The 19,249-nt window shown below is 70.5% G+C and carries 18 protein-coding genes; 11 read left to right on the top strand and 7 right to left on the bottom strand.

All coding sequences use genetic code 11. From position 1 onward, the window contains the following. Positions 1-136 precede the first annotated feature (136 nt). The 5 genes from O7597_RS09345 to O7597_RS09325 all read left to right on the top strand — a co-directional run bounded on the left by O7597_RS09345 (position 137) and on the right by O7597_RS09325 (position 6,118). The gene (locus tag O7597_RS09345) at positions 137-1,798 is read left to right on the top strand and encodes an ABC transporter substrate-binding protein (protein ID WP_269738621.1); all 1,662 of its coding nucleotides are present in this window, start codon (positions 137-139) and stop codon (positions 1,796-1,798) included. A gap of 77 nt (positions 1,799-1,875) precedes the next feature. After that, complete coding sequence (locus tag O7597_RS09340; RefSeq protein WP_281583223.1) at positions 1,876-2,880, top strand: ABC transporter permease; 1,005 nt, start codon at positions 1,876-1,878, stop codon at positions 2,878-2,880. Continuing rightward, entirely contained in the window at positions 2,877-3,839 is a 963-nt protein-coding gene (locus tag O7597_RS09335; RefSeq protein ID WP_269738620.1) for an ABC transporter permease, read from the top strand. The genes O7597_RS09340 and O7597_RS09335 overlap by 4 nt, the downstream gene beginning before the upstream one ends. A gap of 63 nt (positions 3,840-3,902) precedes the next feature. After that, complete coding sequence (locus O7597_RS09330) at positions 3,903-5,018, top strand: ABC transporter ATP-binding protein (protein WP_281582469.1); 1,116 nt, start codon at positions 3,903-3,905, stop codon at positions 5,016-5,018. Beyond that, positions 5,015-6,118: an oligopeptide/dipeptide ABC transporter ATP-binding protein gene (locus tag O7597_RS09325; RefSeq protein ID WP_281582468.1), complete on the top strand. Its 1,104-nt coding sequence runs from the start codon at positions 5,015-5,017 to the stop codon at positions 6,116-6,118. The genes O7597_RS09330 and O7597_RS09325 overlap by 4 nt, the downstream gene beginning before the upstream one ends. Positions 6,119-6,215: 97 nt before the next feature. On the opposite strand, the gene O7597_RS09320 is transcribed toward O7597_RS09325, so the two are convergent. Further along, entirely contained in the window at positions 6,216-6,662 is a 447-nt protein-coding gene (locus tag O7597_RS09320) for a hypothetical protein (RefSeq protein ID WP_269738617.1), read from the bottom strand. Then, positions 6,644-7,303, bottom strand: a complete 660-nt coding sequence (locus tag O7597_RS09315; RefSeq protein WP_164450038.1) for an HNH endonuclease family protein — start codon at positions 7,301-7,303, stop codon at positions 6,644-6,646. Before O7597_RS09315 ends, O7597_RS09320 begins: the two co-directional genes overlap by 19 nt. 108 nt (positions 7,304-7,411) lie before the next feature. Between O7597_RS09315 and O7597_RS09310 the strand changes: the two genes are divergently transcribed. After that, on the top strand, positions 7,412-8,887 hold the full coding sequence (locus O7597_RS09310; RefSeq protein ID WP_281582467.1) for an MFS transporter: 1,476 nt from the start codon (positions 7,412-7,414) through the stop codon (positions 8,885-8,887). A 40-nt stretch (positions 8,888-8,927) separates the two neighbouring features. Here O7597_RS09310 and leuA read toward each other — a convergent pair whose 3' ends face one another. The 3 genes from leuA to O7597_RS09295 all read right to left on the bottom strand — a co-directional run bounded on the left by leuA (position 8,928) and on the right by O7597_RS09295 (position 12,372). Beyond that, positions 8,928-10,685 (bottom strand): 2-isopropylmalate synthase, encoded by a 1,758-nt coding sequence (leuA, locus tag O7597_RS09305; protein ID WP_281582466.1) that lies wholly within the window; start codon positions 10,683-10,685, stop codon positions 8,928-8,930. A 237-nt stretch (positions 10,686-10,922) separates the two neighbouring features. Next, positions 10,923-11,471, bottom strand: a complete 549-nt coding sequence (locus tag O7597_RS09300) for a nitroreductase family protein (RefSeq protein ID WP_281582465.1) — start codon at positions 11,469-11,471, stop codon at positions 10,923-10,925. A 109-nt stretch (positions 11,472-11,580) separates the two neighbouring features. Then, on the bottom strand, positions 11,581-12,372 hold the full coding sequence (locus O7597_RS09295; protein WP_281582464.1) for a hypothetical protein: 792 nt from the start codon (positions 12,370-12,372) through the stop codon (positions 11,581-11,583). A 222-nt stretch (positions 12,373-12,594) separates the two neighbouring features. Here O7597_RS09295 and O7597_RS09290 point away from each other — a divergent pair, with 222 nt between their 5' ends. After that, complete coding sequence (locus O7597_RS09290; protein ID WP_269738612.1) at positions 12,595-13,860, top strand: aspartate kinase; 1,266 nt, start codon at positions 12,595-12,597, stop codon at positions 13,858-13,860. A 5-nt stretch (positions 13,861-13,865) separates the two neighbouring features. Beyond that, complete coding sequence (locus tag O7597_RS09285; protein ID WP_281582463.1) at positions 13,866-14,927, top strand: aspartate-semialdehyde dehydrogenase; 1,062 nt, start codon at positions 13,866-13,868, stop codon at positions 14,925-14,927. 149 nt (positions 14,928-15,076) lie between these two features. Here O7597_RS09285 and O7597_RS09280 read toward each other — a convergent pair whose 3' ends face one another. Next, positions 15,077-16,495: a sensor domain-containing diguanylate cyclase gene (locus O7597_RS09280; RefSeq protein WP_269738610.1), complete on the bottom strand. Its 1,419-nt coding sequence runs from the start codon at positions 16,493-16,495 to the stop codon at positions 15,077-15,079. Positions 16,496-16,683: 188 nt separating this feature from the next. Between O7597_RS09280 and O7597_RS09275 the strand changes: the two genes are divergently transcribed. From O7597_RS09275 to O7597_RS09265, 3 genes are all read left to right on the top strand, one after another. Next, positions 16,684-17,463, top strand: coding sequence for a phosphodiesterase (locus O7597_RS09275; RefSeq protein WP_281582462.1), 780 nt, complete (start codon positions 16,684-16,686; stop codon positions 17,461-17,463). 367 nt (positions 17,464-17,830) lie between these two features. Continuing rightward, positions 17,831-18,289 carry a lamin tail domain-containing protein gene (locus O7597_RS09270; protein WP_269738608.1) on the top strand — a complete coding sequence of 153 codons (459 nt, stop codon included), beginning with the start codon at positions 17,831-17,833 and terminating at the stop codon, positions 18,287-18,289. Positions 18,290-18,398: 109 nt separating this feature from the next. Next, on the top strand, positions 18,399-18,863 hold the full coding sequence (locus O7597_RS09265) for a hypothetical protein (protein WP_281582461.1): 465 nt from the start codon (positions 18,399-18,401) through the stop codon (positions 18,861-18,863). A 39-nt stretch (positions 18,864-18,902) separates the two neighbouring features. Here O7597_RS09265 and O7597_RS09260 read toward each other — a convergent pair whose 3' ends face one another. Further along, complete coding sequence (locus tag O7597_RS09260) at positions 18,903-19,229, bottom strand: hypothetical protein (protein WP_281582460.1); 327 nt, start codon at positions 19,227-19,229, stop codon at positions 18,903-18,905. Positions 19,230-19,249: the final 20 nt, after the last annotated feature.

Here is a 19,249-nt window from a genome sequence, read left to right as displayed (position 1 = left end):
CTCAGCGATTAAGACACGATCCGGTACCAACCGCTTCGGCAGCCATTTCCCGCCGGTCCGAACGGGAGCTAAGGTCACGGCCATCGGTGACCCTGTCACCACGTTGTCCGTACCCCCAAGGACGAGGTGAAGCACCATGCGTGCATCCAGGCCGAAGGTCGCTATCGCGGCCGTGGCGGCCGCGGCCCTCGCGGTAGCAGGCTGTGCCGAGAGCGACCGCGAAGGTTCCAGCGGTAGTAGCAAGGACACCCTGGTTTTCGGCGTCGCCGGAGACCCGAAGGTGCTCGACCCCAGCTTCGCCAGTGACGGTGAGTCGCTGCGCGTGGCCCGCCAGGTGTTCGAGACGCTGGTCCGCCCGGAGGAGGGTGGCACCAAGGTCAGCCCCGGCCTCGCCGAGTCGTGGGAGCCGGACGCCGCCGGTACGACCTGGACGTTCAAGTTGCGTTCCGGCGTGAAGTTCCACGACGGCACCGACTTCAACGCCGAGGCCGTGTGCGTCAACTTCGACCGCTGGTACAACGCCAAGGGCCTGATGCAGAGCCCGGACGTGACCGCGTACTGGCAGGACGTCATGGGTGGCTTCGCCGCCAACGAGGACGACACTCTCGGTGAGAGCCTCTTCAAGTCCTGCTCCGCCACCGACCCCACCACGGTCGCGCTGACCTTCAGCCGGGTCTCCAGCAAGATCCCGGCCGCCCTGATGCTGCCGTCCTTCTCCATGCACAGCCCGAAGGCGCTCCAGGAGTACGACGCCAGCAACGTCTCGGGCAGCGCGGACGACATCAAGTACCCGGCCTACGCGACCGCGCATCCGACCGGTACCGGTCCGTTCAAGTTCAAGACCTGGGACATCGCGAACAAGACGCTGACCCTGGAGCGGAACGAGGACTACTGGGGCGACAAGGCCAAGCTCAAGAGCCTGATCTTCAAGACCATCTCGGATGAGAACGCCCGCAAGCAGGCGCTGCGCGCCGGCGACATCCAGGGCTACGACCTGGTCGGCCCGGCCGATGTCCAGCCGCTCAAGGACGAGGGCTTCAACCTCCTGACCCGCCCGGCCTTCAACATCCTCTACCTGGCCATCAACCAGAAGGGGAACCCGAAGCTGGCGGACCTGAAGGTCCGGCAAGCGCTCGCCCACGCCATCAACCGGCAGGCGCTGGTCGACTCGAAGCTGCCCCCGGGTGCTCAGGTCGCGGTGAACTTCTTCCCCGACACGGTCGAGGGCTGGAACGGCGACGTCACCAAGTACGAGTACGACGTCGAGAAGGCGAAGTCGCTGCTGGCCGAGGCCGGCGCGTCGGACCTGACCCTGCGGTTCCACTACCCGACCGAGGTCACCCGGCCCTACATGCCGAACCCGAAGGACCTGTTCGAGCTGGTCTCGGCGGACCTCCAGGCGGCCGGCATCAAGATCGAGCCGATCCCGCTGAAGTGGAGCCCGGACTACCTCAACGCCACCACCTCGGGCAGCGAGCACGACCTGCACTTCCTCGGCTGGACCGGCGACTACGGTGACGGCTACAACTTCATCGGCACGTTCTTCGACCGGCAGAAGGACGAGTGGGGCTTCAACAACAAGGCCCTGTTCGACAAGTTCCGGCAGGCCGACACCACCGCGGACCAGGCGGCCAAGGTGGCGCTCTACAAGGAGTTGAACGCCGACATCATGAACTTCCTGCCCGGTGTGCCGATCTCGCACTCGCCGCCGGCGATCGTGTTCGGCAAGGACGTGACCGGGGTCAAGGCGAGCCCGCTCACCGACGAGCGGTTCGCCACCGCGGAGTTCAAGTCCTGATCTGACGCACCGACCACGGGCGGGCGCTGTGACCCACAGCGCCCGCCCGTGATCCCTTGCCCCCTTCCGAGGCCGCCGTGTTCCGGTTCATCGTCAGACGCCTGCTTCAGTTGATACCCACGCTGTTCGGGCTCTCCATCCTGCTGTTCATCTGGCTCCGGCGACTGCCCGGAGGCCCCGAGACCGCCATTCTCGGCGAGCGGGGCACCCCCGAGATGCGTGCCGCGATCCGCCGCAATCTCGGTCTCGACGAGCCGATCCTGATCCAGTACGGCCGGTTCGTCCGTCGGATGATCCGCCTCGACCTGGGTACGTCCATCTCGACCAAGCGCGAGGTGACGACGGAGTTCCTGCAACGATTCCCCGGCACCGTCGAGCTGACCATCGCCGCGATGGTGATCGCGGTCGGCATCGGCATCCCGCTGGGTTACCTGGCTGCCCGTCGTCGTGGTCGGTTCCTCGATCACGCCTCCGTCGGCGGGTCGCTGATCGGCATCTGCATCCCGGTCTTCTTCCTGGCGTACATCCTCAAGGCGATCTTCTCGGAGAACCTCGGTTGGTTCCCGTCCAGCGGCCGGCAGGACCCGACGATCGGCGCCACCCGGATCACCAACTTCTTCGTCCTCGACGGGCTGATGACCCGGGAATGGGACGCGGCTGCCGACGCGCTCATGCATCTCGTGCTGCCGGCGCTCGCCCTGGCCAGCATCCCGCTGGCGATCATCGTCCGGATCACCCGGGCCAGCGTGCTCGAGGTGCTCAACGAGGACTTCGTGCGTACCGCCGAGGCCAAGGGCCTCACCGAGAACGTGGTCCGCCGCCGGCACGTGCTGCGCAACGCCATGCTGCCGGTGGTGACCTCGATCGGTCTGCTCACCGGTGGCCTGCTCTCCGGCGCGGTGCTGACCGAGACGGTCTTCGCCTTCAGCGGGATCGGCGCCTTCCTCGCCGACTCCATCGACCAGCGCGACTACCCGGTCCTGATGGGCTTCATCATGATCATCGCGGTGGTGTACGTGCTGGTGAACCTGATAGTGGACCTCTCCTACAGCCTGATCGACCCGAGGGTGAGGGTCCGATGACGACAATCGGTGGCAAGAAGCGAGAGAAGATCGACCGACTCGCCGAACTGGCCGCCCGCGACGAGGAGCGGGGGGTGAGCCTCTGGCAGGACGCCTTCCGCCGGCTGCGGCGCAACCCGGCCGCCATCATCGGCGCGGTCATCCTCACCGTCTTCGTCCTGGTCGCGCTGATCGGTCCGTTCCTGGTGCCGTACGGGCCGACGGACACGATGGGCATCCGGGAGGGCGTCATCAAACCGGGGGTCATCCCTGGAGCCTCCAGCGAGCACTGGTTCGGTTACGACCACCAGGGTCGGGACGTCTTCAGCCGCATGATCGTCGGGGCCCGGCAGACCCTGCTGGTCGGCGTGGTGGCGACCCTGATCGGTCTCGCCGTCGGCGTGCTGATCGGCGGTGTCGCGGGTGCCGCCGCCGGCCTCGGCGGGCGCTGGGGCCGTTGGGTCGACAGCACCCTGATGCGGTTCATCGACATGCTGCTGGCGCTGCCGAGCCTGCTGCTGGCGGTCAGCATCGCCGCACTGCTCGGGCCGAGCCTGACCACGGTCATGATCGCGGTCGGCATGGTGTCCGTGCCGGTCTTCGCCCGGCTGCTGCGCGGCTCGATGATCGCCCAGTCCAACAGCGACTACGTGCTGGCCGCCACCTCGCTCGGGGTACGCAAGTCGAAGATCGCCCTGGCCCATGTGCTGCCCAACTCGCTCGCCCCGGTCATCGTCCAGGCGACGCTGACCCTGGCCACCGCGATCATCGAAGCGGCGGCACTGTCCTTCCTCGGGCTCGGCAACCCCGATTCGGCAACCCCGGAGTGGGGCGTCATGCTCGCCGACGCGCAGGATCAACTGGGCGTCCGGCCCGAGCTGGCCATCTACCCGGCGGTCGCCATCATCATCACCGCGCTGGGATTCACCCTGCTCGGTGAGTCGATGCGTGAGGCCCTCGACCCGAAGCTGCGGAAGTAGGCGTGCCGAGCATGAGAAACGCGCACGTGACCTCCGTGGCTGTGAACGAAAGGGCGGTGCGGCATGGCACTGCTTGATGTCGAAGATCTTTCCGTCAGCTTCGCCCGGCGCGGCCAGCGGACCGTACGGGCCGTGGACGGGGTGTCCTTCTCCGTGGACGCGGGCGAGGTGGTCGGCCTGGTCGGTGAATCCGGTTGCGGCAAGTCGGTCACCTCACTGGCGATCATGGGCCTGCTGCCCAGGCAGCCCGGCCTCCGGGTGTCCGGCAAGGCCGTCTTCGACGGCACCGACCTGCTCCAGCTCGACGACCGGTCGCGGCGGGACATCCGGGGTCGGGACGTCGCGATGATCTTCCAGGATCCGCTGTCCTCGCTGAACCCGGTGGTGCCGATCGGCATCCAGGTGACCGAGGTGCTGACCCGGCACCGTGGGATGAGGGGGGAAGCGGCGGCGAAGGAGGCGGCGCAGCTGCTGGACCGGGTCGGCATCCCCGACCCGAAGCGGCGGCTGAAGGAGTATCCCCACCAGCTCTCCGGCGGGATGCGCCAGCGCGCCCTGATCGCGATGGCGGTGGCCTGCCAGCCCCGGCTGCTCATCGCCGACGAGCCGACGACCGCCCTGGACGTCACCATCCAGGCGCAGATCCTGGAACTGCTGAAGGACCTGGTCCGGGACTCCGGCACCGCGCTGGTGATGATCACGCACGACCTGGGTGTGGTGGCCGGGATGTGCGACACGATCAACGTGCTCTACGGCGGGCGGGTGGTGGAGACGGCGCGGCGGCGTCCGCTGTTCCGTCAGCCTCGGCACCCGTACACCGTGGGGCTGCTCGGCTCGGTGCCGCGCCTGGACGCGGGACGCGGTGAGCGGCTGAACCCGATTCCGGGCTCGGTGCGGGATCTGCTGCCCTGGCCGGACGGCTGCGCCTTCGCCCCGCGCTGCGACCGCCGGGTGGATGCCTGCGTCGGCGAGCCACCGGAACTGGTGCTGACCCACGACGGTCGCAGCTACCGGTGTGTCAACCCGGCCCCGCTGCCGGGTCTGACGCCCGGCGGCGAGGTTCGGGCGGCGGTACCGGGGCAGGCGACCCCGGGTTCGGTGCCCGCGCAGGCGGTGCCGGACGAACCACCGGCCGTGCCGGGCCTGGCCGCCGCCCCCAGCGAGGAGGAGACGCCGTGACCGGACCGGACACCCTGGTCGAGGTACGGGACCTGAAGGTGCACTTCCCGATCAAGCGGGGGGTGCTGTTCGACCGTACGGTCGGCCATGTCAAGGCGGTCGACGGCGTCGACCTGCGCATCGCGCGGGGCAGCACGTACGGTCTGGTCGGCGAGTCGGGCTGCGGAAAGTCGACGCTCGGGCGGGCGCTGCTCCAGCTCACCCCGCCGACCGCCGGCGAGGTGAGCTTCGACGGGGTCGAGCTGACCACGCTGGCGCCGAACAAGCTGCGCGCGATGCGTCGCCGGATGCAGATGATCTTCCAGGACCCGATGTCCAGCCTCGATCCCCGGCAGAACGTCGAGTCCATCCTCACCGAGGGGCTACAGGCGCACGGCATCGGTGGTGACCGGGACGGTCGTCGCAAGATCATCGCTGAGACGCTGGACCAGGTCGGGCTGCCCCGCTGGGCGCTCTCCCGCTATCCGCACGAGTTCTCCGGTGGCCAGCGGCAACGCATCGGCATCGCCCGGGCGCTGGTGCTGGGGCCGGAACTCATCGTCGCCGACGAGCCGGTCTCCGCCCTCGACGTGTCGATCCAGGCCCAGGTGGTCAACCTCCTCGACGAACTCCAGGACAACCTCGGTCTGACCTACCTGGTGATCGCGCACGACCTGGCGGTGGTCCGGCACATCTCCGACACCGTCGGGGTGATGTATCTGGGCGCCCTGGTCGAGGAGGCGCCGAGTGACCGGCTCTACACCGAACCACTGCACCCGTACACCCGGGCGCTGATGTCGGCGGTGCCGGTGCCCGACCCGGACGTCGAGGATCGCCGGGAGCGGATCCTCATCGCCGGCGATCTGCCGTCACCGGCCAACCCGCCGTCGGGCTGCCGCTTCCACACCCGGTGCCCGTGGGCGCAGCCGACCCGCTGCGCCGACGAGCGGCCCCAACTGCGGGAGATCGGCGGCAGCCGGGTGGCCTGCCACTGGGCCGAGCAGATCGCCAGCGGGGAACTGCGTCCACACAAGGTCAGCGTGCAGATCACGCGGCCGGCGGGCGAGGGCGAGGAGCCTTCGGTCGTCTCCGCCCCCACCGAACCCGGCTCCTTCGTGTAGTTGTTTGTGCCGGCGGGCCCCTGCTGACCGAGAGCGTCCGAAGGGGCCCGCCTGACACTGCGTGTCGCCGGTCCGCCGAGCCGTCATCGTGCCGCGATCAGCCTTCGGGCCGGTGCAGCAGGCCGACGGCGATGTCGTGCACCGCGTCCAGCCCGGCGGCGTCGGGCAGCGGTGCGCTGCCGCCGGTGACCGCGTACCACTCGTCGGCGTCCTTGTACTGCACGTGCAGGCTGACCCGCCCGTCGGCGAAGTCGGTGCGCAGGGTCAGTTCGCCGGTCACCACACCGACCTCGTCGGTCATCACGCCGCCCGGTCCCGGCACGATGTCGGCGGTGCGGCTCCGCGGGCCGGTGGCACCGCCGGCGTCGGCGGTCATCCCGGCGCCCGGCACCTCCACCGCACCCGCGGGGGCACCGTCCGCGGTCATGCCGGCCGTGGCCGGGCCGGGACTGCCGGTCGCCGCCGCCGCGTCCTCGCCGCCCGGGTCCGGCGTACGCTCGGGCGCCGGCGCACCGTCGGCGCCGGTTACGGCTTGCTCTCCCATGTGCAGCCCTCCAACATGTCGGCCAGCTCGGCCTGCTCGGCGCTCGTCACCGTCAGCCGCCAGTGGTGCTTCACCGCCACCCAGTCCCCGGCATATTGGCACCAGTATGACCGGTTTGACGGCTTCCACTGGGACGGGTCCTGGTCACCCTTTGCCCGGTTCGACGAGGCGGAAACCGCGAAGAGCTGCGGGCGGTCGAGGTCGTTGGCGAAGTCTCCGCGCTTCGAGTCGTCCCATTCGTCGGCACCGGAGCGCCAGGCGTTGGCGAGCGGCACCATGTGGTCGATGTCCACGTCGGAGGGGTCGGTGAAGGTGCGGCCGTCGTAGACGCTCTCCCACCTACCACCGACCACGTTGCAGCCCGAGTGCTCGATGGCCTTGCCGTCACGTTCCAGCACGGTGTCGCGCACGTCGCAGTTCTGGCCGGTCTTGCGCCAGTGCGGGAAACGGTTGCGGCTGTACCCGCGCATCGAGCCCGCCTCGGCGACGGTCAGCTCCGCGAGCATCTGGTTGATGTTGCCGCCGCCGGTCGGCGGAGTGACCGGCTCCTGCTCAAGCGGGACGCAGCCGGCCGCGCCGAGGGTCAGCGCCGCGACGAGCGCGAGCGCCACCGGGGCGCGCGATCCTGATCTGGTACGCACAGACGACACCTTTCCAGCTTGCGGGCTTCCGGCGATCCCGCACAGTACCCGGCCAGGGTTTCGGCGTTTCGTGGTGTCTGGCGGATGGTGCACGGCAGATTGGTGGGCATGCCCGAACACACGTCCGCCCTCCGCCTGCGCAGCAGTGCCGGCCGGGGCACCCTGGCCGCCGCCGTGCTGGCCTCCGGCATGGTCTTTCTGGACAGCACCGTGGTCAACGTGGCGCTGCCCCACCTCGGTGCCGATCTCGGCGCGTCGGTGTCCGGTCTCCAGTGGACCATCAACGGCTACCTGTTGACCCTCGCCGCGTTCGTCCTGCTCGGCGGCGCGCTGGGGGACCGCTTCGGGCGTCGTCGGGTGTTCCTGCTCGGCGTGGTCTGGTTCACCGCCGCCTCCGTACTGTGCGGGCTGGCGCTGCGCACCGACTGGCTGATCGCCGCGCGGTTCCTCCAGGGCGCGGGGGGTGCCCTGCTGACGCCGGGATCGCTGGCGCTGCTTCAGGCCAGCTTCCATCCCGACGACCGGGCGAAGGTGATCGGAGCCTGGTCGGGACTTTCCGGCGTCTCCACCGCGCTCGGGCCGTTCATCGGTGGTTGGCTCATCGACGCCCTCTCCTGGCGGTGGATCTTCTTCCTGAACGTGCCGCTGGCGGTGCTCGTGGTGCTGGCGACGCTGCGCTGGGTGCCCGAGAGCCGGGACGAGAACGCGTCCCGCAAGCGCGGAACCCGCCAGTTCGACGTGGCCGGCGCCCTTCTCGGCGCTCTCGCCCTGGCCGGTGTCACGTACGCCCTGGTCGATGCCCCCGACCGGGGCCTGGGTTCACCGGCGGTGGTGGCGGCGGTCCTGGCCGGGGTGGTGGCCGCGGTGGTGTTCGTGGTCCTGGAGCGGCGGCGGGGGGAGACGGCGATGTTGCCCACCGGGCTGTTCCGCAGTCGGTTGTTCTCGGTGCTGAACTTCTTCACCGTGCTGGTCTACGCCGCTCTCGGCGGGTTCACCTTCTTCATCGCCGTCTACCTGCAGAACGTGGTCGGTTGGTCGGCTCTGCTCACCGGCCTCGCGCTGCTGCCGATGACTCTGTTGCTGCTGGTCGGCTCGCCGCTGACCGGTGCGTTGTCGACGCGGATCGGGCCCCGGTTGCCGCTGACCGTCGGGCCGGTACTGGCCGCCGTCGGGCTGCTGATGCTGCGCGAGATCGAGCCGGGGGCGTCGTACTGGGGGCAGGTGCTGCCGGGGGTGGCGATCTTCGGAGTCGGGCTGACCCTGGTCGTGGCGCCGCTCACCGCCTCGGTGCTGGCCGCGGTCGACGACCGCTTCGCGGGCGTGGCCAGCGGCTTCAACAACGCCGCCTCGCGGGTCGGTGGGCTGCTCGCGGTGGCGGCCCTGCCGCTGCTGGTCGGGCTCACCGGCACCGGGTACGAACAGCCCGCCGAACTCACCGCCGCGTACCGTGGCGCGCTGCTCTGGTGTGCCGGTCTGCTGCTGGCCGGGGCGCTCATCGCCGCCCTGCTGGTCCACCGGCCGGCCCGTCGCCCGCCACCGGCCCAGCCCTGTCACTCGATGCCGGTCTCCACGCCACGGAGATGACGCAGGGCCCCGCACGCTGGTGCGGGGCCCTGCCGGCGGATCAGCCGCGGGCGCGGTTGACGGCGCTGGTGACCGCCTTGATGGAGGCGGTGACGATGTTGGCGTCCATGCCGACACCCCACACCGTGTGCCCCTGCACCTCGCACTCGACGTACGCGGCGGCCTGGGCGTCCCCACCGGAGGAGAGCGCGTGCTCGTGGTAGTCGAGCACGCGTACGCTCACCCCGGCCGTGCCCAGCGCGTTGACGTACGCGTCGATCGGGCCGTTGCCGATCGCGGTGATCGAGCGCTCCTGCCCACCGGTGTGGAGCTTGGCGGTGATCTCGACCTTCCCGTCGGCGGTACCGATCGTGTAGTCGGACAGCGCCACCGCGGGGTCGCGCTGGTGGTCGAGCAGGTACTGCCCGGCGAAGATCTGCCACATGGTGGCCGGGTCGACCTCACCGCCGTCGTGATCGGTCACCTGCTGCACCACGCCGGAGAACTCGATCTGGAGCCGGCGGGGCAGGTCGAGCTGGTGCTCGGTCTTCATGATGTACGCGACGCCGCCCTTGCCGGACTGCGAGTTGACCCGGATCACCGCTTCGTAGCTGCGGCCCAGGTCCTTCGGGTCGATCGGCAGGTACGGCACCGCCCAGGTGAACTCGTCGACCGGCACCCCGGCCGCCGCCGCATCGGCCTCCAGCGCGGTGAACCCCTTGTTGATGGCGTCCTGGTGGGAGCCGGAGAAGGCGGTGTAGACCAGGTCGCCGGCGTACGGGTGGCGCTCGTGCACGGGCAGCTGGTTGCAGTACTCGACGGCCCGCTTGATCTCGTCGATGTCCGAAAAGTCGATCATCGGGTCGATGCCCTGGGAGAACAGGTTCAGCCCCAGGGTCACCAGGTCGACGTTGCCGGTGCGCTCACCGTTGCCGAACAGGCAGCCCTCGATCCGGTCCGCCCCGGCGAGCAGGCCCAGCTCGGCGGCGGCCACGCCGGTGCCCCGGTCGTTGTGCGGGTGCAGGCTGAGCACCAGGCTGTCGCGGCGGGGCAGGCGTCGGTGCATCCACTCGATCGAGTCGGCGTACACGTTCGGCGTGGCCATCTCGACGGTGGCCGGCAGGTTGATGATCAGCTTGCGGTCCGGGGTTGGGTCGATCACCTCGATGACCTTGGCGCAGACCTCCAGCGCGTACTCCAGCTCGGTGCCGGTGTAGGACTCCGGCGAGTACTCGTAGAAGATCTCGGTGTCCGGGGTGTGGATCTCCGCGTACTTCTGGCAGAGCCGGGCACCGCTGGTGGCGATGTCGGTGATGCCGTCCCGATCCAGCCCGAACACCACCCGGCGTTGCAGAGTGGAGGTCGAGTTGTAGAAGTGCACGATCGCCCGGCGTGCCCCACGCAGTGACTCGAAGGTGCGGTCGATCAGGTGTTCCCGGCACTGGGTGAGCACCTGGATGGTGACATCCTCGGGGATCAGATCCTGCTCGATCAGCTGCCGGACGAAGTCGTAGTCGGTCTGGCTGGCCGACGGGAAGCCGACCTCGATCTCCTTGTAGCCCATCTGCACCAGGAGCTGGAACATGCGGCGCTTGCGCTCCGGCGACATCGGGTCGATGAGCGCCTGGTTGCCGTCGCGCAGGTCGACCGCACACCAGCGCGGCGCGGTCTCGATGTGCCGGGTCGGCCAGGCCCGGTCCGGCAGGTCGATCCGGAACTGCTGCCGGTACGGCTGGTAGCGGGCGTACGGCATCCGGCTCGGACGCTGCCGGGCGAACGGATCGGAGTCGATGTCGGTGGTGCCGGCTGGGTGAGCCATGGCGGAATTCTCCCGTGGTCATGTGACGTCAGCGATGGAGGTCGGCGGCGAGGCCGAGGAGGATCCGGGAACTGCTGGCGGCGCGGTTCGACTCCGCGACGAGGTGCCGGCCGTCAGGCCTCGTCGCGGCGACCAAGGAGAAGGTGCACCTGCCACATGACAGAGTGACACTACGTGCTGGACGTCAGGTCTGGGAAGGGTCGTCCGGGATGTGGGACCAGGCACGCGGCGTGATCCTCAACGCGTGAGGTCCGGGCAGGTCAGCATCAGTTCGGCGAGTGGCCGGCGACGGCGTAGCGAGGTCTCGCGGACCAGCAGGTCGGCCGGGAGGCTGAACGGGTCGCCGAGCTGCCCGATCGCCGTCACGACGGACGGTTCCACGTCGGCGGGCAGATCGAGGTCGGTGACCAGACCGTGTCGGTCGAGGTCGGTCACCTGGCGGACGTGCAGCCCGAGCGCGGTGGCCTGCACGGTCAGGTGGGCCACGGCCTGCCCCAGGTCGTACGCCGCGAACGGGTTGTCGGTGGCGTGCCGCGCGGCGAGCAGCAGGAGGCTGGCCCGGCCGGCCCACCGCTGTTCGGCCGGTGGCAGGTTGACGAGGATCCGCTTGAAGGTCTCGTCCTCGCGGTGCCCGACGGCGAACCGCCACGGTTGGCGGTTGCCGACCGAGGGCGCCCACCGTGCCGCCTCCAGCAGGGTCGTCACCTCGGCCGAGGTCAACTCCGCGACCGGGTCGAAGGAGCGGGGGCTCCAGCGGAAGGCGAGCAGCGGAGTGAGATCGGTCATGGGAAGAGTGTCCCGTATGGGCGATTTGGCCACCCGGGTCCGGGTAGTCAAATGTGGGCAAGGACACCCGTAACGGGATGGCCGTCAGGGCGTTTCCACGTGCCCGCCGCTACTGGGTCGGCTCCGGGCCGGCGGGTGTGGTCGGGTCCACCGGCGCGGCCATGCCCAGCGGCTCACCCTCGACGACCGGGCCGGGCAGTTGGACCGTGCCCGGGGCCGGTTCGGGCGGGCCGGCCAGCGTCAGCGTGCCGAACGCCGCCCGTACCGCCGTCGGTGTGCCGTCGGCGTCGAAACAGTAGATGCCGACATCCAGCGGTGGATTGATCGACGCCGCGGTGGTCTCCACCGAGTAGCAGTTGCCGGTCGCCTCGGGCAGTGCCATGGCCGGCGACACCGACAACGGGGCGCGCCGGTCGGTGAGCACGTCGAGCCAGTCGGTGAACGGGTGCTGTACCCGGGGATCCAGTCGGCGCGGCAGCGTGTCGTCGGGCTCGCCGAGGCGTACGCAGCTGGCCGGTTCAGGTCGGGCCGCCGACGGCAGCCCGCACTGGAACAACCCGTCCGCGATGGCGGCCAGCGCGATGTCGGCGGTGCCGCCGAGCGCCCCGCCCGGCACGTCCACCCGCCAACTGCCGTCGTCGGCGCTGGTGAAGACGATCAGGCGGTCGGCGGTCCCGTCCACCCGCAACGTGTACCGGGCGACCAGGTGCCGGTCCTGGGCGGCGGCCGCGAGGGCGGCCAACTCGTCCCGGGCCGCGTCCGGGCCGGCCGGGCGCGGTGGGACGGTCGGGGCCGGCGCGGGGTCGGTCGGCGGATCGGACGAGCAGGCGGCGAGAAGTGCGGGCACGGCGAGCGCGAGCGCGGCGATCAGGTGGCGGTTCGGAGGATGGGCGGCGGGCATCCGGTCATTCTGGGTGTTCGGCCGGGCTCGGCACAGCCCCGGGACGGCCGGCGTTCCCAGCGTGTCGCAGGCCACTGCCGTCGTGGCTGCGGGCCGGATCGTGGGATCACCTGACCTGGCGGTCAGAGACGCCCGATACCCTGAGGTCGTCCGACCCGCGCCGCCGGCCCCGGTGCCGGCGGCGTCGGCACGCTCAGGGCAACCGGGAGGGAGTGCACCGTCGTGGCACTCGTGGTGCAGAAGTACGGCGGGTCCTCCGTCGCCAACGCCGAGCGGATCAAGCGGGTGGCCGAGCGCATCGTCGCGGCCCGCAAGGCCGGCGACGACGTGGTCGTGGTGGTCTCCGCGATGGGCGACACCACCGACGAACTGCTCGACCTGGCCAACCAGGTGAGTCCGTTGCCGCCCGGGCGGGAGCTGGACATGCTCCTCACCGCTGGCGAGCGGATCTCCATGGCGCTGCTCGCCATGGCGATCCACAATCTGGGCTACGAGGCCCGTTCGTTCACCGGCTCCCAGGCCGGCGTGATCACCACGTCGGTGCACGGCCGGGCACGGATCATCGACGTCACCCCGGGGCGCCTGAAGGGCGCCCTGGACGAGGGGGCCGTGGTCATCGTCGCCGGCTTCCAGGGCGTCTCGCAGGACACCAAGGACGTCACCACCCTCGGCCGGGGCGGGTCCGACACCACCGCCGTGGCGCTGGCCGCGGCGCTGCGGGCGGACGTCTGCGAGATCTACACCGACGTCGACGGGGTGTTCACCGCCGATCCGCGGATCGTGCCCAACGCCCGGCACATCAGGCAGATCACCTACGAGGAGATGCTCGAGCTGGCCGCCTGCGGCGCCAAGGTGCTGCACCTGCGTAGCGTGGAGTACGCCCGGCGGGCCGGACTGCCGATCCACGTCCGATCGTCATACTCGACAAACACCGGCACCATGGTCACCGGATCGATGGAGGAGCTCTCTGTGGAGCAGGCACTGATCACCGGGGTCGCCCACGACCGCAGCGAGGCCAAGATCACTATCGTCGGGGTGCCCGACGAGCCCGGCGCCGCCGCGCGGATCTTCGACACCGTCGCGGGCGCTGAGATCAACATCGACATGATCGTGCAGAACGTCTCCACCGAGGGCACGGGTCGCACGGACATCTCGTTCACGCTGCCGAAGACCGACGGTCCGACCGCGATGGCCGCCCTGAGCAAGATCCAGGAAGTGCTGAACTTCAAGGGTCTGCTCTACGACGACCACGTCGGTAAGGTTTCCCTGATCGGCGCGGGGATGCGGTCGCACCCCGGAGTGGCCGCCGGCTTCTTCGCCGCGCTTGGCCAGGCCGGGGTGAACATCGAGATGATCTCGACCTCGGAGATCCGCGTCTCGGTGGTCTGCCGGGACACCGACCTCGACGCGGCGGTCCGGGCCATCCACGAGGCCTTCGACCTCGGCGGCGACACCGAAGCCGTGGTGTACGCGGGGACGGGGCGGTAGCCCGGGTGGCCAGGCTGCCCACCCTGGCCGTGGTCGGGGCGACGGGGGCCGTCGGCACCGTGATGTGTGAGCTGCTCACCGGGCGGCGCAACGTCTGGGGCGAGATCCGGCTGCTGGCCTCCGAGCGCTCCGCCGGCCGGCGGGTCCGCTGCCGGGGCGAGGAGCTGACCGTCCAGGTGCTCACCGAGGAGGCGCTCGACGGCGTCGACGTGGCAATGTTCGACGTGCCGGACGAGGTCGCCGCCCACTGGGCGCCCGTCGCGGTCGACCGTGGGGCAGTCGTGGTGGACAACTCGGGCGCCTTCCGGATGGACCCAGACGTGCCGCTGGTGGTGCCCGAGATCAACCCGGAACAGCTACGGAACCGCCCCCGGGGGATCGTCGCCAACGCCAACTGCACGACGCTTGCGATGATCGTCGCGGTCGCCCCGCTGCACCGCGAGTACGGCCTGCGGGAGCTGGTGCTCGCCTCGTACCAGGCGGTCTCCGGGGCCGGTCAGGCCGGTGCGGACGCGCTGCACGACCAGCTGACGAAGGTGGCCGGTGACCGGCTGCTCGGCTCGCGCACCGGCGACGTGCGGCAGGCGGTCGGCGACGAACTCGGCCCGTTCCCCGCGCCGCTGGCGCTCAACGTGGTCCCCTGGGCGGGCTCGCTGACCGATGGCGGCTGGTCGTCCGAGGAGATGAAGCTGCGCAACGAGTCGCGCAAGATCCTCGGACTGCGTGACCTCAAGGTCTCCGCCACCTGCGTACGGGTACCCGTGGTGACCGGGCACTCGGTCGCGGTGCACGCCGTCTTCGCCACCGAGATCGACGCCGAGGGCGCCCGTGCCGTGCTGCGCAACGCGCCCGGAGTGATCGTGGTCGACGATCCGGCGTCCGGCGAGTTCCCGATGCCGATCGACGCGGTGGGCACCGACCCGTCCTGGGTCGGCCGGATCCGCCGCGCCGTCGACGACCCGCGCGCCCTGGACTTCTTCGTCACCGGCGACAACCTCCGCAAGGGCGCCGCCCTCAACACCGCCCAGATCGCCGAACTCCTCGCCAAAGACCTGACCCACCCCTGACCCCCAAACCCCTCCCCTCCTCCCCATGGCCTGGGTCGATCATGAAGTTGTTGTCACCCGGGAGCGCTCTCCGCCGCAATAACTTCATGATCAACCCGGCGGGGTGGGGTAGGGCGGGGCGAGGTGGGGGGTGGGGTGGGGTGGGGTGGTTAGGCGGCGGAGAGGTGGACGCCGTCGCGGCCCTGGCGTTTGACCGCGTAGAGGGCCTGGTCGGCGCGGCGCAGGGCGAGTTCAGGTGGCTCGCCGGGGCGGGGGAGAGCCACGCCGACGCTGATCGTGCGGCCCACCCGGCGGGCCGCCTCGGTCAGCCGTTCCGCGACGCGTACCGCCTCCTCGGGGCGACTGACCTCGATCACCGCGACGAATTCGTCCCCGCCGATCCGGTACAACTCGTCGCCCTGGCGCAGCGCATCCTCCAGGGCCCGGGCGAGTCCGATCAGCACCCGGTCACCCGCCTGGTGGCCGTACGTGTCGTTGACGGTCTTGAAGTCGTCCACGTCGATCGCCAGCAGTGCGGTGCGGCCCGGCGTCACGGTGGCGATCCGCTGCCCGAACGGGCCGGTGTGCCGCAGCCCGGTCAGCGGGTCGGAGCTGGCCTGCTCACGCAGCCGTTCCAGGGTGCGTAGCCGGTCCAGCAAGCCCCATGCCTGCCCGGCCAGCAGCTCCAACAGGTTGACCGTGGTCGGGTCCGGCCGCAGTAGCCGCTCGTCGGCGACCAGCAGCACCCCGCCGCGTTCCGGTGGCCCGAACGGCACCGCCACCAGGGTGCTGACGCCCGCCCGCACCAACGGCTGATGCTCGTCGGTCGGTGGATGGCCGGCCTCGCCGAGCGTGTAGCCGGCGCCGTAGCGGTGGGCCCGGTCGATGACGCGTCCGATGGCCGGGGCGGCCAGGTCGGCCAGCTCCGTGCGCATCCGGGTCTCCAACTCACCCGGTGCGACCGTCGGGGCGCCGAGTCGCGGCCCACCCCGGCCACCGAGCAGCAGCACGGCGGCGGCGAGGGTCGACACGTCCCGGGCCGCCGCGATCGCGGCCGTCATCAGCTCCCACTCGGTGGTGGCGGCGGTCATCGCCGAGACGTGCCGGAGCAGCTTCTCGCTGCGGCTCTCCGCCGGTCCACCGAGCGCCGAGATCCGGGTGCCGAGGCGGGCGGCGACCTGTTCGGCGACCGTCTGCCAGGAGCCGAGGTCGGCCGGCCCGGTCCACTGCAGGTCGAGTACGCCGATGGTCCGGCCCGCCGGGTTCAGCACCGGTACGCACACCTCGGCGGTGACGTCGGGGCGTACCGGGATGTGCGCGTCGTCGACGGCGACATCCGGGACGACGGCGGAGCGTCCAGCGGTGTAGACCCGGCCCACGATGCCGGCGTCCGGCGCGACGGCGGCGAAGACCTGCCAGGAGCCGGTGGCGGCGACACACCGCAGCCGGCCGTGCACGTGCAGCAGGACGGCGATCGTGGCGGGCGTGTACCGGGCGAGGGCGTCGACGGCCGCATCGCAGACCTCGGCGACGGTCGACGCCATGGGCAGGCGGACCGTGACGTCACGGATGACTTTCTGGTGATCCACTCGCACGTCGTCCCAGGTCGGATCCGATCCCGGTGGCGCCGGGTCGCGGATCAAGCGTACTCACGCGGAACTGGGAGCCGGCTGTGGTCGTACACATGTGCTATCCACAGGGTGTGGACACGGCCGGTGGGGCCACGCGCGGGGCGCGACGGCGATAGCGTGGGGATCTCAGGTCGAGTGGAGGCCCGATGCTCATCGCCCACCTCAGCGATCCGCACCTGACCACCGGCGTCCTCGGTGCCGAGCCGGCCGCTGGCCTGCACCGGGCGCTCGGCCGGGTGCTGGCGCTGAACCCCCGGCCCGACTGCGTGGTCATCACCGGCGACCTGGCCGATCACGGCCGTCCCGACGAGTACGCCGTGCTGCGCGAGGTGCTCGGGCGGTTCCCGCTGCCGGTGCACCTGGTCACCGGCAACCACGACGACCGCGAGTCGCTGCTCGACGCCTTCGGGGGCACACCCTGGCTCGGCGGTGGCTTCTCCGCGTACTACCAGGTCGATCACCCCGGTGCGACCGTGCTGGTGCTCGACTCCCTGGTCCCCGGCTCGGACGGCGGGCGGCTCGGCGCGGAGCAGCTCGCCTGGCTGGACGGCGCGCTGGCCGCGCGCCCCGACGTGCCGGCCGTGGTCTGCCTGCACCATCCGCCGGTCGAGGTCGGCATCCCGGTCGCCGACGCGATCCGGCTCGCCGACGGTGCCGAGCTCGCCGAGGTGCTGCTCCGGCACCCCCACGTGGTACGCGTCGCCGCAGGCCACCTGCACCGTCCGGTGACCGCGACCTTCGCCGGCACGGTGCTGTCGGTGGCGCCGAGCACCTGGCGACAGTGCACGCTGACCATGAGCGACGACGAGCGGATCGGGTGGGTCGCCGAGCCGACCGCGCTGCTGCTGCACGTGGTGTCCCGGTCGGGCTGCGTCACGCACACCGTCCAGGTGAGCCACACCGCCGGGATGACCTGCGGCTTCTGAATCTCAGGGGTTGTGGTGGCCGATGCCGGGCCCGTGACCGACACGGGCGGACACCCGCAGGAGCGGCTGAGGACTGCGCCAGAGGGTCCTAAGTGGACGCCGATAGCGTGATCCGACGCACCGGTTCGGTCGGCTGATCTTGATCGTGAGGCGGGCCCGATCGGTCGGACCGGGCGATTCCAGCGAGCCGGCCGGGTGGACCGGAGATGCCGGCCGGATGTGCCGGGGGCGCTGGTCGGCTCTAATCGGTGGCAGCGCATGCCGGGGTGTTCACTGCGCGGTGATGCGTCGTTAACCTCGCTCCGTCACGCGTCGGCGTGACACATCCGCGCCGAGATTCCGGCGCTGTCCGTGGGGGTTGACACGTATGACGAGAAGGCTCATCGGGCTGGTGGCCGCGTTCGCGGTGGTGGTGGGTGCTTCGCTCACCTTGGCCGTTCCGGCGCAGGCCGCCACCCCGGCCATCGAGATCACCAAGGTCTACTACGACTCGCCGGGCACTGACAACCGGTCGAATTCCAGCCTCAACGCCGAGTACGTGAAGCTGACCAATCGGCGGGCGAGCACCATCAACCTGAAGAACTGGACCCTGCGCGACAAGGCGAACCACGTCTACAAGTTCAGCGGCGACGTCAAGCTCGCCAAGGGCAAGAGCGTCGTCATCCGTACCGGCAAGGGCAAGAACACGGCCAGTACCCGGTACTGGGGCTCGGGCAACTACATCTGGAACAACACCGGCGACACCGCGTACCTGCGCGACGCCAGCGGCAAGCAGATCGACAAGTGCGCCTGGACGAAGAAGGGCAACGGCTACACGAACTGCTGACCGGACGACGGCCCGGGGCGACGAGGACCAACGCGAATCACTATCGTTGGTTCGCTGAGGTCGCCGGTGGTTGCCCCGGGCCGTCCGACCAGCGGGACAGAGGGGTGGCGTGTTGAGGCGTGGTCTCGGGCTGCTGGCGGTGGCCCTGCTGCTGAGCACTCCGGTGGTGACCGCCTGGCTCGTCGGCGACCTGACCGGCGAGGCGGCGCGGCGAATCGCGGCCGAGGGAGAGTCGCTCGACTACGCGGTGGAGCCGGTCAGCCTGGGCCCGACCGGCGACCGGGTCCTGGTGGTCGTGGCCAGCGCGCTGCTGCTGGTGTCGCTGGCCCTGTTGGTTCGCGCCACCGTCACCCACAAACTCGATCCCCGCTGGTGGTCCGCGCTCGTACCGGTGATTGTCGCCGGAGTGCTGATCGGTCTCGGCTGGCGGATCATGACGGCCGGAGCGATCGGTGCGAACATCGGGGCCGGTCTCGTCGTCCTCGGTGGCGGCCCGGTGCTCCTGGTCCTCCTCGGCGTCGCCGCCGTGCAGGCCGCGCGGCTGCGCCGCGAGCATCGCCGCCGGGTCGGCTGAGCTGGGGCGCTCCGACGTCGGCCAGGTCGAACCAGTCAGTCAGCGCAGCGGAGGGGGAATCGGCACTTCTCCGCTGAACGCCTTCGCCGCCAGCTCGACGCGCTCCGGATGGCAGGCGCGGTCTCCGAGCGGGTGACTGGCCACGTTGATGCAGCGTTGGCCGGGCAGGGCGTCGCAGATCGGGCATTGCAGGAACAGGCCGCCCGACGGCACCAGATCGACGCCCTGCGCCAGCGCGGCTCTGCCGATCTTGATTATTGCCTGGTAGAGGGCTTGATCCTGGTGGCGTGCGGCGGCGTTGGCGACGTCTCGCATCCCTTCCCAGAACAGGTTGCGGGCGTCGGGCTCGTCCACGTCGATGCGCATGCCCGCGCATCCCCGTCGAC

It is taken from the genome of Verrucosispora sp. WMMC514 (genome assembly GCF_027497295.1).
Taxonomy (GTDB): domain Bacteria; phylum Actinomycetota; class Actinomycetes; order Mycobacteriales; family Micromonosporaceae; genus Micromonospora; species Micromonospora palythoicola.
Note: the sequence above shows the minus strand (reverse complement) of the source record. Positions and strands in the feature narration are given on the sequence as shown.